At 46.9% G+C, this 13,122-nt stretch carries 9 protein-coding genes and 1 pseudogene; 2 read left to right on the top strand and 8 right to left on the bottom strand.

Annotation, left to right across the window (positions count from 1 at the left end; genetic code table 11):
- Positions 1-93: 93 nt before the first annotated feature.
- From QT987_RS01200 to QT987_RS01225, 6 genes and pseudogenes are all read right to left on the bottom strand, one after another.
- Complete coding sequence (locus tag QT987_RS01200; RefSeq protein WP_333236566.1) at positions 94-1,968, bottom strand: adenylate/guanylate cyclase domain-containing protein; 1,875 nt, start codon at positions 1,966-1,968, stop codon at positions 94-96.
- Between the two features lie 159 nt (positions 1,969-2,127).
- The gene (locus tag QT987_RS01205; protein WP_333236568.1) at positions 2,128-5,436 is read right to left on the bottom strand and encodes a PAS domain S-box protein; all 3,309 of its coding nucleotides are present in this window, start codon (positions 5,434-5,436) and stop codon (positions 2,128-2,130) included.
- A gap of 471 nt (positions 5,437-5,907) precedes the next feature.
- The gene (locus tag QT987_RS01210) at positions 5,908-9,159 is read right to left on the bottom strand and encodes an SMC family ATPase (protein WP_333236570.1); all 3,252 of its coding nucleotides are present in this window, start codon (positions 9,157-9,159) and stop codon (positions 5,908-5,910) included.
- Between the two features lie 64 nt (positions 9,160-9,223).
- The gene (locus tag QT987_RS01215) at positions 9,224-9,427 is read right to left on the bottom strand and encodes a type II toxin-antitoxin system PemK/MazF family toxin (RefSeq protein WP_333236572.1); all 204 of its coding nucleotides are present in this window, start codon (positions 9,425-9,427) and stop codon (positions 9,224-9,226) included.
- A gap of 53 nt (positions 9,428-9,480) precedes the next feature.
- Positions 9,481-9,564 (bottom strand): annotated as a pseudogene (locus tag QT987_RS01220) (type II toxin-antitoxin system PemK/MazF family toxin); the annotation flags it as partial.
- Positions 9,557-9,832, bottom strand: a complete 276-nt coding sequence (locus QT987_RS01225; protein WP_333236574.1) for a hypothetical protein — start codon at positions 9,830-9,832, stop codon at positions 9,557-9,559. The pseudogene QT987_RS01220 and the gene QT987_RS01225, both read right to left, overlap by 8 nt.
- A gap of 71 nt (positions 9,833-9,903) precedes the next feature.
- Here QT987_RS01225 and QT987_RS01230 point away from each other — a divergent pair, with 71 nt between their 5' ends.
- Positions 9,904-10,050: a hypothetical protein gene (locus QT987_RS01230; protein ID WP_333236576.1), complete on the top strand. Its 147-nt coding sequence runs from the start codon at positions 9,904-9,906 to the stop codon at positions 10,048-10,050.
- A 148-nt stretch (positions 10,051-10,198) separates the two neighbouring features.
- Here QT987_RS01230 and QT987_RS01235 read toward each other — a convergent pair whose 3' ends face one another.
- Positions 10,199-11,308, bottom strand: coding sequence for a hypothetical protein (locus QT987_RS01235; RefSeq protein WP_333236578.1), 1,110 nt, complete (start codon positions 11,306-11,308; stop codon positions 10,199-10,201).
- 658 nt (positions 11,309-11,966) lie between these two features.
- On the opposite strand from QT987_RS01235, the gene QT987_RS01240 reads away from it, so the two are divergent.
- Complete coding sequence (locus tag QT987_RS01240; RefSeq protein ID WP_333236580.1) at positions 11,967-12,506, top strand: cyclic nucleotide-binding domain-containing protein; 540 nt, start codon at positions 11,967-11,969, stop codon at positions 12,504-12,506.
- A 149-nt stretch (positions 12,507-12,655) separates the two neighbouring features.
- Here the strand turns inward: QT987_RS01240 and QT987_RS01245 are convergent, their stop codons facing one another.
- Positions 12,656-13,069: a hypothetical protein gene (locus QT987_RS01245; RefSeq protein ID WP_333236582.1), complete on the bottom strand. Its 414-nt coding sequence runs from the start codon at positions 13,067-13,069 to the stop codon at positions 12,656-12,658.
- Positions 13,070-13,122 lie beyond the last annotated feature (53 nt).

Below are 13,122 nucleotides of genomic sequence, written 5' to 3' on the forward strand. Positions count from 1 at the left end.
ACAGAATGCCTTGAGCTTATCATATCTTAGCTTGGCCATCGAAAGTCTTAGTCGATCGGGGAATCGGAGGCTTGTATCCGTTTTTGGGCTGAGTTAATAATCTTTTTTCCCAGTCAGTAAATAAGTAACCATGTATCCCTTGCCCTTGATTTGAATGGCGCCGCGCTTCTGAAAAGTATATTTATCTTTTAATCTCTCGTAGGTTTCGGCGGTGACTTGAATGCAGCCGGTAATCCCGTGGGATTCCATGCGCGAAGCAATATTTACTGTGTCGCCCCAGAGGTCGTAAATAAACTTTTTTAAGCCGATAACGCCGGCAACGACAGGGCCACTGCTAATCCCGATCCGAATGCTGAAAGGTTCCGAATGTTCTAAACTGAGGAGCCTAATTTCGTGTAGCATATCGATCGCCATGTTCGCAACTGCCTCGGCATGATCCTCTCTGGCCGTAGGCAAACCGCCGACAACCATGTAAGCGTCACCAATAGTCTTAATTTTCTCCAAACCGTGGCGATCGGCCAAGTGGTCAAAAGCCGAAAAAATATCGTTGAGCACTTCCACCACCGCCGTCGCTGAAATTCTCGACGAAAGCTCTGTAAACCCCACAATGTCGGCAAACATCACAGTTACTTCCGCAAAACTTTCGGCGATATTGTGTTCATTGTCCTTCAAACGCAGGGCGATCGCTGCGGGCAAAACGTTCAGCAGCAGTTGCTCGGATTTAGCTTGTTCGAGTTCCAACTGTAGGTAAGCAGCCTGCAACTGTTCGGCTTGGCGAATTCTTTCTCCGGCTAGCTTTTCGATTTGGGCGGTGCGACTCAAAGATGTCAGCATATATGTCACCGGAATCAGAGTCCACAGCATCCCCATCGTCAGAGTTCCCCAAGAGCGCCAGTGCTTGCGAAGCCTGCGAATTTCCGGGGTTGCCGACACGTACATAGACCACTGGCGGCCGCTAATTTTTAGCCGCCTTCTGCAAGCTGTATAGTTCGGGCCTGGATTGTCAAGAATCGGGCAGTTTTGCATGAGGGAGGGTTCCGCAGCGGCTGATGCTGGAAGCACTTGTTGGCTTGCGGATTGGAACTGCACCGCAAATTGCTGAATTTGCCCCTCAGCAGGGAGATTTTTGAGAACCGGGTTGGCCGTTTGGGGTAACAGCGACGCTGCTTGTTGCTTGTCTGGAGCCTCGCTAACGAGATAAATATTGAGGTATTCGGTATTGCGTCCTTTTAAAGAGGTTTGGAAAATATCTTTGCCTCGAAATACGCCCAGAACAAATCCTTGTAGCAGTTGGCGACGGGATTCCAGGGTAGTCGGGTTACTGCTGTTTTCGTAAATCGGAACTATGGCCAAAAGACCTAGTTCCGGGGAATTGCCTTGAGTTAAGCCGATGTAGTTGGTGACAACCATTTCTCCTGTATCGCGCCCTCGATCGAGCGCGGCGCGGATTTCTGGGTGGGAGGCGAGGTCAAAGCCTAATGCTGTCTCGTTTCCGGCTGGTGGTTCGACGTAGAAAGCCGGGAAGTATTCGGAACGCTGGAGGGCCTTGCGGAGTTCTCCTCGCGGCCCGCGCTCTGTAATCTCGAAGCTGGGGTCGGTTTCGGTTCTAGCTTTGGTTTCGTAGTTGCGTCGCTCGTCCTGGGGGACGCGGGGGGCCCAAGCCAGGAGTTGCAGGCTGGGGTGGACGGATAGGGGACGGGCGACAAACCGGGCAAAAGAGGAACGCTCGACGGTGTTGAAGGCTTTCATGTAGTCGCTGAGGGCGAGAACAGTATCTAAGTCGGAGTTGAGCTGGCGTTCGATGCCGATCGAAATATCGTCAATGCGGCGGTGCATTTCGTAGTCGCGGCGCTTGTCTTCCCAGTCCCAAACCAAGGCGAATGTGAGAAGCGACAGTCCCACACCCAAACCCAGCGTCAACCCGGCTGGAATGTAGCGAGACCAGGATAAAGGTAGTTTTTTGAGCATAATTGCCTAGCGAATAAGGGCAGCAGATTAGCACACCGCTGAGTGCGATTTGTTCCGGTCTCTGAGTGCGGTTAATTCAAAACCCTGATAACTCAAGCACCGACGGCAATTGGGAGTTAAAAGTTAGATATTTAAACTTTTAGATTAATCGACGATCGCTCAGCAGGGGATTTCAATCCAGAATTCCGCTCCCTGTCCGGGCGCTGAGATGCACCGCAGGCTTCCCTTATGTTTTTCTACCACAATCTGATGGCTGATGGATAATCCTAGGCCGGTTCCAGCCCCTACGGGCTTGGTGGTGAAGAACGGGTCAAATAGCCGCTTGCGAACCTCTTCGCTCATTCCCGGCCCACTGTCGGCGATGCAAATTACAATGCGATCGCAATTACTGAGCTGGTTTTTACTGTGGCTTTTCAACCCAGCTTTTTTCATGAGGGTGCGAATCACGATCGTCCGAGGTTGCGGTTGGTTTTCTAGAGCGTCGATCGCGTTGCTGATAATATTGAGAAATACCTGGTTTAACTGACCCGCACAACAGTAAATCTTGGATATCTTTCCGTATTCTTTAATAATTTCAATCCCGCTTTTTATACTTGCCTGATGCAATCTGTGCTGCAAAATTAATAGTGTACTGTCAATCCCTTCATGAACGTCTACCAACTTCATTTCAGATTCATCCAGTCGCGAAAAATTCCGCAGCGACAACACAATTTTACTGATTCTTTCTACTCCTACTCTCATGGAATTTAGCATTTTTGGCAAATCTTCCTTCAGAAAATCTAACTCTAAGTCCTTAATTTTTTCAGCAATCTGAGGCCCAGGGGACGGGTAGCATTCCTGGTAGAGAGTTAACAGTTCAATTAAATCGTGAAAATAGTTGTAAGTATGAGAAATATTGCCGTTAATAAAAGTTGCCGGATTGTTAATTTCGTGGGCAATCCCAGCCACCATCTGACCAAGACTCGACATTTTTTCTGATTGAACTAATTGGATTTGAGCGTTTTGTAGTTGTTCGTAGGCTTCTTGCAATTGGGCGGCTTGTTTTCTTAATTGAGATTCGGAAGCTTGGAGTGCGGCGGCGGAAATTTTGCGATTGGTTATATTTTCAATCATCCCTAAGTTGTAAATAGGTTGTCCTTCACCGTCTCGAATCAAAGTAGCTGTCACGTTTACCCAAACAATTTTACCTGTAGCGGTAATCTGGCGGAGTTCGATTTGATAGTGAGTAATTTCTCCCCGATCGAGAGAATCAGCAACTTGGACATTTTTGGGATAATCGTCGGGATGCCCAAGTTCAATAAATGTTTTGGCTAGCAATTCTGCTGCGGTATATCCCAGCATTTCACAGTAAGTTTTATTGACTCTCACTAACTTGTTATCATCTAAATTAGCTAAGTAGATAGCGATGGGTGCATCTTCAAAAATTGTGCGAAATAGTTCCTCGCTAGCCCGGACTTTAGCTGTTAGCGAAAGCCGATCGGTGATGTCTTCAAAGGTAGACAAAATGCCGACAACATTGCCGGAATTGTCGTGTAAAGGTATTTTATTTGTATCCAGACAGCACTGGGTGCCGTCGGCTTGCATTTTAGATTCTATGATGTGATATTCTGGGGTGTTGGTTGCCATAATCCGGCGGTCGCAGGCTCGAAAAAATTCTGTTTCTTCCGGCTTCCAGGGCATATCGAAGTCGGTGAGACCGGCGATTTCACTGGGGTGATTGAAACCTGCGACTTTGGCAAAGTTTTTGTTGCCTCCCAAGTAAACTAAATCTCGATCTTTCCAGGCGATTAACTGAGGGATGTTGTTGATTACCGACCACAACATTTTTTTGGATGTTTGCAAGGCTTCCGTGCGTTCTAGAACGCGCTTTTCAAGTTCTTGATTGACTTGCAGTAGGGCGATTTTTGACTGGCCCAGGGCGATTTCTGCTAGCTTGCGATCGCTGATGTCGATTGTCACTCCCTCCCACAGTATATCACCCCCAGGCTGCATTTCGGGGCGGGCAATGCCACGAATCCATTTCACTTTTCCCGATCCGGTTATGATCCGTCCTTCATATATCCAAGGTTTGAGAGTTTTGCCGGAAAGGGCGATTGATTCTAACAGATTTTTTAGGTCTTCTGGATGCACCCTTGCCCAAATTAAATCGGAGTTTTGTTGAACTTTTTCAGGATCTAATTCGTAGAGTTCCCAACAGCCGGAACTGAGATAAATGAATTCATTTGAACCGTCGGGATGCAGCAAGTATTGATAAATCATTCCCGGCACATTGGCGGCCATTTTTTGAAATCTGGCTTCGCTTTGCCGCAGTGCTGATTCTGCAAGTTTGCGATCGCTAATGTCAATCAACACGCCGTCCCAAATAATGTCACCTTTTTCGCCCGGTTCTGGCCGGGAAGCCCCGCTAACCCACTTAATCCGATCGCCCGGAAAAACAAATCTGCCTTCCCACCGCAAAGGCTCTAAAGTTTTAGCTGAGATCGCAACAGATTCATGGAAGCTTGGCGCATCGTCTTGATGAATCATTTCGAGCGCGGGAATAGCTGAGTTTTGCAGTACAAGAGGTTCTAATTCCCAGAGCTCGCGGCAGCCGGAACTGACGTAGGGGAATGACATAGTGCCGTCTGCTGCTAACTGAAATTGATAAATCATTCCCGGAACATTGGCGGCTAGTTTTTGAAACCTCGCTTCGCTTTGCCGTAGTGCTGTTTCTGCTTCTACGCGATCGGTAATATCGTAAAATGCCGATAAAATTGCGGCTTCGCCATTAAAATTAATCGCTCGCATCGACATTTTTACCCAAAAAAAACTGCCATTTCCTTTCTTGAGGCAGATTTCTTCGCGGTCGCTAAAGCCATTTTCTTGGACTAATTCTAGCAATTGAATGTGGTCGTTGATATCAGCATAAATTTCAATTGTTTTGCCAAAAATTAGTTCTTCGTTACTCAAACCTAAACTTTCACCAAGAGCAGGATTTGCATACAAAATAATGCTGTCTTCTAGGCGCGTAATTAACAGGGGAACGGGAGTTGTACTGGCGATCACGCGCAATCTTTCTTCGCTTTCTTCCCTGGCAGTTTCGGCTGCTACTCTTTTGCTAATATCGTTCTGAACTCCGATAAAATGAGTTACTTTTCCCTCATTGTCTAAGATGGGGGAAACCATTAATTCGTTCCAAAAAGGAGTTTTGTCTTTGCGATAATTTTTGAGCACTACCTGAATTTCCGTTCCCGCTTCCAAGCTGCGGCGGAGTTTATTTAATTCTGCCTGATCGGTATCGGGGCCCTGCAAAAACCGGCAGTTGCGTCCAATAACTTCTTCGGCACTGTAACCGGTCAATTTCTCAAAAGCAGGATTGCAGTAGATAATAGGTATGTCAGGCTTGCGAGCATCCGCGATGAGAATGCTGTTGCTCGACGCTGCGATCGCCCGTTCTAGGAGAGACAGGTTGAAAGAGTCTGTTGTCATCTGTAGCAATATTCACGCTCCTGCGGAGCGGACAGAAGAATAAAAAATTCTACACACCTTAAGCTATTCTTATTCTATAATCTTATTTTTAATTTAGCTTTGTGAACAAAGTCAGCAGCCCAAAAAAGTCGGCGAGGGAGACGACTAATACCATCTCCGGTCAATCGATCGTGATTCTTGTAGGGGCGGGTTCACCAACAATATTTGCCAATAATTGACAATCTCAAAAACCCGCCCTGCCGGGATATTATGGTCAATGATGGGACATGATATAATACCATTTTAGATGTTAGATTTGGGAATGGCAATGACTGATTCCATCATGGTTTGGATGATGGGTCTACAATTGCCTTCTTTTGGGAAAATAGTATCACCGAAGGCATTAGGCACTTATCCATAAAACAGAAGGTGAAAATACTGAGATTTTTAACTTTTTTTCTTCTCCTCCTTCCATCCGGCTCATCAACCCTTTTAAATTGACAAGCTAAGGCAAGAACCCTGAGCAGTTTTGCTTACTTCAATCCTGGCTTGAAAAGCTTCTTTCAGGTGGGGCATATGGGTAACGGTGAGGATGCAGGCGAAGTCGGAGGCGATCGCATTAATTGCAGCAATCAGCCGATCGCACCCTTCAGCATCCTGAGTCCCAAATCCCTCATCAATAATCAACATTTGCAAAGCCGTACCCGCCCGCTGAGACAGCAGTCTCGCCAGCGCCAGCCGAATCGCAAAATTAATCCGAAAAGCTTCACCGCCAGAGTAAGTTTCGTAGGCGCGAGTCCCGCGAGCATCAGCAATTAAAATGTCTAAAGTGTCAATCAATTTAGTTGCTTTTTTAGAAGCAGCCGCCCGCTGAGTAATAAATTGAACGTGCAATTGATTGGCGCTCAATCTCGACAATATCTGATTTGTTTCAGCTTCAAGTTGAGGCAAAACATTTTCAATCATTAAAGCTTGAATGCCGTTTTTACCAAATGCTTGACCCAACTCTTGATAAACTCGCTGCTGGCGTTTTGCAACTTGCATTTGCTCTTTTTGAGCTACTAGCTGAACTTGCAGAGTTTCCAGATTTTGCTGCTGCTGCTGGAGGCGTCCGAGACTGCCCAAATGTTGGTCTAGCTGCTGGCGGCGGCGACTGATTTGCTGTTCGATCGCACTTATGCGCGCTGTGGGATCGGGATGTTCTTGCAACTGCTGGTTCATCGCGGAAGTTTGAGCGCTGACAGCTTGCAAATCTCGATCGCGCACAGCGATGGAATTTGCTATTTCATTAACCCGCTGCTGCACTTGCGGATACTGCACAGTTGCCGATCGCAATTTTTCGGCGCGGGCGATCCAAAACTGCGATCGGCGCATTTCGCTCCGCACGTGTTCGTGCTGTTCCAAATTATAGCCAATTTCCGCAATGTATCTATCTAAAGATAGAATTTGCTGCTGTATTTCCGAGCTGTTTTTTTGCTGTTCTAACTGTTGCTGTACGGTGGCTAATTGAGTTTGCAAATCCGGGCGACGGGCATTAATTTTATTCAGTTTCTGCTGAGCGTCTTTGATTTGAGCTTGCTTAATTTCCGCCCACCGCAAGCGCTTTTCATCGCTGCGGGCGAGGGAATGGCTGCGATCGCTGTAATTGAGCTGTTGCAGTTGCTGTTCGATTTGCTGGAGTTCGCCCAAATCCTCCGCTGCATACTCGCCTGTGCGTAGCAACCGCTCTATTTCTGCCGCGTCTTGACGCATACTCTGCAGTCGAGTTTCATCTTGACTCAGGCTATCTAATTGTGCTTGCAAATGACTGCGACGTTCCCGCAATTCTTGGTAGGGCGCTAATTCCTCTTCTAGTTCGCGGTATTCATGTCTGAGGACTTGAATTTCGCGCTCGGAGACGGCTAACTGTTCGCGCACAACCCACAGTTGGTTCCAGATTTCCTGCTGTTGGGTGTGGTGTTTTGTGACTACCAAATTCCAGTAGTGTTCGTCTAAAGGTCGATCGCACAAAGGACAATTGCCAAAATTTGCATCCCGCACCATTAAATGCGAATTCGATGGCTCGTTTTCTGCAAAATTCGAGGCTTTACCTTCGCCTGCGGTTTTTTCTCCTTCATGTTTCCGCAGCAGTTGCAGTTTTTGGTCGATCTCGGCAAGTCTGGTTTGATAGTCGCGGCTTTTGGCTTGCAGGTTTCCGAGAAAGTCGTGCCTTTCTTGACCTTTTTCGCGGACTCGCTGCTGATAAACTCGCTTGTTTTCCAACTGCAAAATTTGATTGGCGATGGCCGAGATTTCCTGCTGTAATTGGGGTTGTCGCTGCTGCTGCTGAACTTGCACCTGTCGGTTGATTTCGTCTAAGCGGGCGGTTAAACCGGCGCGGGCGCGATCGAGCTTTTGTTGCTTTTGCTGCTGCTGTTGTAGCAGCGGCGAAACTTGCAGTTGCAGTTGCTCTAGTTCGTTGAGGCGCGATCGAACTGCTTGCAACTGTGCGAGTCCTTTGTCAACCTCCGGCTGCTGTTTGAGAATCTCCAGAACATCTTTTTCATCTTGTTCTAAAACCTCTAATTGAGCTTGCAATTGCTGAATTTTGCTTTGCAAAAAGCTCAGTTCTTGCCGCTGCTGTTCTTGCAATTGCTGGCGCTGATTTTGGGCTTGTTGGTTTGCCTTAAATTTTCCCGCCAGACTTTCTTCTGTGGCTTGCAAGCTGTGGAAATACGCGATGCCTGCTGTTATTTCCTTTTCTTGCCCTAGGAGGGCTTGTAGCTCATTTTGCTGCTGTTTGGCTGCGCTAAGTTCTTGCTGCAAGCGGCGGCATTCTTGAGTGATATTGTAGTGCTGTTGCTGGTGGCCGGCGAGGAGTTTTTGCCAAGTTTGGCGGTTGTGGTGCTGGAGTTGCAGTTGCTGTAACTCGGTTGTGTCGGCTTGCTGCTGCTGCTGAAGTAAATCGGTTGCTTGCTGCAATTGAGTTTGTTCGGAGGCGATGGTCTCTTTTTGTTGCAGTTGCTCTTGTACGGTTTGCAAACTCTGTTTGAGTACATCGACTTGAGCTTTAAATTGTTTGGACGTATCTTTGGCTTGGTCGGATAAAGTGTCGTAGGAGTCGAGTTTGAGTAGGTTGGCTAAAACTTGCTTGCGTTCGATCGGCTTTTTGAGCATAAATTCATCAGCTCGCCCCTGCCGCAAATACGCCGAGTTGATGAAAGTATCGTAGTCTAGTTTGATGTGTTCGAGGATTTTTTGCTGAGTTGTTCTCAGACCTTTGTCTGTGAGCGTGCGAAAATTCACCCCCCCCGACCCCCCCTTACTAAGGGGGGGAGAAGAATTTACTTCTTCGGGTTCCTCTTTACCAAGGGAAGAATTCACTTCTTGTGGCCCCCCCTTACCAAGGGAAGAATTCACTTCTTGTGGCCCCCCCTTACCAAGGGGGGGGAAGGGGGGGTTTGTTGCTACTTGAAATTCCAAACTTCCCGATTGTCCGCGTCGGCGGTTGCGAATCACCCGGTAGATTTGGCCGCCTGTGGAGAAAGTGAAATCAACGCGCACATCAGTTTCGCCGATATGGATGATATCGTCTTCCGTATCGCTGCGGCAACAGCCCCAAATTGCCCAGGATATGGCTTCTAAGAGGGAGGATTTTCCAGCACCGTTAGGCCCGCAAATGCAAGCGGTGTGCAGGCCGCGAAAGTCTAAAGCAGCTTCGCGATAGCTGAGAAAATTTTTGAGTGTAAGTTGTATAGGAATCATTTAGGCCATCGCGCCATACAATCTATCTATAAATAACACTATTTGTACGCTGTTGCCTAGTTATTCAATCTAGATCCAGAACAATTGTCAGTGCTTCTGTAATTTCTTCCATAATTGTCTCGGACAGGGTTCCGAGTTGTCGGACAAATCTTTGTTGGGAAACGGAACGGACTTGAAAAGTATCGGTGGCGGAGAGTTTCGCCAAGCCATTTTCTGATGTCGGTTCGAGCTGCACCATCCAATCAAGCGGGAAAAAAGATCGTTCCATGCTGTAATTGGAACAATTACTTTGAGCCGCAAATTTCCCACTTCATCATCGCTGACAACCACAACAGGTCTAGTTTTCCCAATTTCATCTCCCACCGTTGGATCTAGTCTGACAAGCCAAATTTCGCTTTTACGCATTAGTTTCTACCCCTGCGCTCAGGTATTCTTCCTCTGAATCGAAATAGGGTTCGCTGTCGGGCGACCACAAATCGTGCAGTGGCCCTCCTGGTTCATACAAAGGAACCGCTGCTTCTGCTGCGGCTCTGAGTCTCCGCTTTCTCTCAACTTTGCGCTGGGCTTTTTCTTCTATTTCTTCGCGCATCATCCGCGAAGCTGTTTCAATGATTTCTAGGCGTTCTTCTGCTGTCAGATTTTTGAGTGCTGCTAAGATTTCTGTTTTAGTCACGGTTTTTTCGGGTGATTGGTGAGAAAGTGCGATCGATCTTATATGTTGCACCATTTTCAAGAACAGGCAAGATGCCTGTTCCACTCATGAGTGAATTTGATTGTGGGATGGGCATCCTGCCCGTCCATAAAAACCTTATTGAAAATGACGCAACATCTCAGATCGATCGCACCATCATTATATCTTTCACAAAAATCAATATCGGCGCTCTGTGCTGATGAGGCAACCTACATTACCGGTCTGTGCTTATGGCGCACCCTACATCGATCGCATAGGCAGATTTTCCATCATCAAAAAGGGTTGACTGTATTCCTACAGCCAACCCCGCACATATTTATTTTTCCTGCGTTTGCTCAAACAGCAACACTACCGGGCAATATTCGGGAACGTATAGCCGACACCGACCAACAATCCCACTTCAGCTCCGTCTACAAAACCAATATTCAGTCCGGCTGTGGCTGTAAAATTTCTCGTCAGCGGCACATCTACACCCCCCGAAATCAGGAAGCCCAAAGTACCGTCATCCCCGGTAGAAATTATCACGCCAGCACCTGCATAAGGAGCAGCAGTAATCACAAAATCCTCGGTGACTTCGACGGTATTTTGAGATACAAAATCGAAGGTAACGGGAATTAGAAAAGCTAAGTCGTCCTGGAACAAAACAGTCGGTCTCACCGACAAATTGTTCGTCAAACCGATTTTGCTAATAATGGCAAATGAACCGTCGCCTAAAGCTGAATCTCCGCCAAAACCTAGATTGCCGCCAATGCCGATGTAGCTGGGCCCAGAACGGGTTGCTCGGCCTGGTCGGATTTGAGTTCCTTGAGCTACTTTTTCAGTTGCTTCGGAGACAGTTGCAGGTTTTTGGGCAACTTTCGGTTGGTTTGTCAGAGCTGAGGCGGAAGTGCTGACAGGATTGCTCAACAATTCTTGTGCTGTTTGGACTTCTTTTTCTTCCTTTGTTGCTGTTACTTCAAGATTATTGCTCTGGGCAACAATTGAGGTAGGTCGATCGCTCTTTTTGACAGTCTCGACTGTTGACTGCACTTTGACACCATTATCAGCAATTTTAGCGGTTTCTTCCGACTTTTGGGTCTCAGCAGCAATGGATGTATTTTGCGCTGTTTCTGTCTCAGCAATTTCAGATGTTGCTGCTTCCGATTTTTCGGGTGCAGCAATAGATACTTGCAAGTTGGCGGCCGGTTCAGAGGCTGCTGGCTCTGCCGCTTCTGTTAGTTCGCTCCAACTGATTGAATCAATTTTTTTATTACTAGCCGTTGTTTCTGCGTCGGGTTTAACTGCTGAAGTTGCCGCTGGCTCAGAAGTTTGGTCAATATTTTGAGCTGCGATTGTTGCAGTTGTAGCGACATCGGGCAAGTTGCCAGTTTCAGCTTTCGCTGACATGGTACTACAACAAACAGCTAAAGCTGCAAGATTTATTAACGCAAAAGTAGACTTGGAAAATAGACTATTCATAGCAACTCCTCAATGAAGGGTGTGTTAAAAGTGTAAGTGTTTGAGGGAGAACGTCGAGAGCTTTGGGAAAAAAAGACACAAATATGAGTTGTGTTGTTCCTAGATTGCCATTTTACCGTTGAATAGTCAACTCTCAAGCTGATTAGATTCAAGAACGGACGGTGGGTTTAGAGGCTAATTTTAATTTACAGATCGATCGGCAAAAAATCAATCCTAGGGATGATTTCATCCTTAATCCTGTTTAATTGAGGGGTCGATCGTTCGCCTCGCTTGCATCCTACAATACTTTACTTGGGGGCGCTGCACTCGCAGCCACGCGGGAAAAATCCGGTTTTTGAGGGCGCACCAGCTCTAAACCAAGAGACAACAAGCTTTTAAAACAGTTTGGGCAACCCCGCCGTCCCAAGCAAGTGCAGTTAATACAACGCGATCGGCTGCTGCAGGGTTCCTGACAAGTAATGTAGAATAATACCACCGATTCGAGAAAGATTTGTGGCTCGATCGTGTCAAAATTACTGAATATTATGAAAATTGTGTAAAATTTAGTGTTCTATTTGTAAAGTTTAGCCATCGCTTTCGCTCAGGGTCTGACCATCTCACAACAGCACGCAACTAAACAAGTAAAAAAATACAAATTATCTCATCTCAACCTGACTTTATGAGCAAAGTTCTAGTGATATTAGGCGAATTGAGCGATCGCGACATCGATTGGATGCTCGCCAACGGCACCCGCACCCAAGTCCTCCCCGGCACAACCCTGATCACCGAAGGTAAGCCCTTAGACGCCCTGTACATAGTTCTGGAGGGAACTTTGAGCGTTGCTGTATCATCTTTGGGCGACAAAGAAATTGGAAAAATTATTTCCGGGGAAGTGTTAGGCGAAATGTCTTTTGTAGACGGGAGGCTTCCTTCTGCTAGCGTCACGGCAATTGAAGAGTGCCTCATCCTGTCAATTCCCCGGCGACTGTTAACTGAAAAACTCGAGCAAGACGTGCTTTTTTCCCTGCGGTTTTATCGGGCGATTACCAAATTTCTGTCGTCGAGACTGCGGGGTACAGTCAAACGCTTCGGCGATGATAGTGATGGTTTAATATATGAAGATCCCGACGGCGAGGACGCCCTCCGGGGAAATGTCGAAAATCCCGATTTGGCGGCATCGAGATTTCAATGGCTGTTGGAGCGTTTGAAGGGGAGTTGAAGGAAGAAGGAAGTTCTGTAACGGATGTAACGGATGTAACGGATGTAACGGATTTCAGGAAGAAGGAAGAGGGAAGAAGGAAGAGGGAAGAAGAGAAAAGAACACCTCTTTTCAATTTCCAATTTCCAATTTCCAATTTCCAATTACAATTAGAAAACATATTTTTCAGCGACGCGCCAATAGCGAGAAAAACGCTTCAAATCAATGTAACCATCGTAGCGGACAAAGGGTTCCGGTGGCAAAACTTCTACTGGGTGCGATCGCTTAATTTTCCGGCAAATATCCTGAAAGCGAGGACTGGGACTTTCGGTAGTTACCACTTGATTCGCACCGGATTCGATCGCAAAAGCGATAACTTCCGCAGCCACATCGCCCCGCCGAATAACTACCGGCAACTCCAGCAAACATTCGTAAATAAACACCATTCGTTTGAGACTCAACTGCCATTCATCAATCAGCGCATCATCCCAAACCCAGATTGCCGGTGCCTCTGGGTGCGCTTGAAAAGCGGGGCCTTCAGGACTCAAACAGTCACCGTGCAGCCAAATAATCGGATTGTTCATAAATTAGTAATTGTTAACTTTTGACTGTTGACTGTTAACTGTTGATAACTACT

It is taken from the genome of Microcoleus sp. SVA1B4 (assembly GCF_036700545.1).
Lineage (GTDB): Bacteria > Cyanobacteriota > Cyanobacteriia > Cyanobacteriales > Microcoleaceae > Microcoleus.

Bases quoted from the DNA above. Each gene is read 5' to 3' on its own strand.
- QT987_RS01205 (WP_333236568.1), bottom strand. From the start codon at position 5,436: ATGACAACAGACTCTTTCAACCTGTCTCTCCTAGAACGGGCGATCGCA.
- QT987_RS01245 (WP_333236582.1), bottom strand. From the start codon at position 13,069: ATGAACAATCCGATTATTTGGCTGCACGGTGACTGTTTGAGTCCTGAA.
- QT987_RS01215 (WP_333236572.1), bottom strand. From the start codon at position 9,427: ATGGAACGATCTTTTTTCCCGCTTGATTGGATGGTGCAGCTCGAACCG.
- QT987_RS01240 (WP_333236580.1), top strand. From the start codon at position 11,967: ATGAGCAAAGTTCTAGTGATATTAGGCGAATTGAGCGATCGCGACATC.
- QT987_RS01210 (WP_333236570.1), bottom strand. From the start codon at position 9,159: ATGATTCCTATACAACTTACACTCAAAAATTTTCTCAGCTATCGCGAA.
- QT987_RS01230 (WP_333236576.1), top strand. From the start codon at position 9,904: ATGCCTGTTCCACTCATGAGTGAATTTGATTGTGGGATGGGCATCCTG.
- QT987_RS01200 (WP_333236566.1), bottom strand. From the start codon at position 1,968: ATGCTCAAAAAACTACCTTTATCCTGGTCTCGCTACATTCCAGCCGGG.
- QT987_RS01235 (WP_333236578.1), bottom strand. From the start codon at position 11,308: ATGAATAGTCTATTTTCCAAGTCTACTTTTGCGTTAATAAATCTTGCA.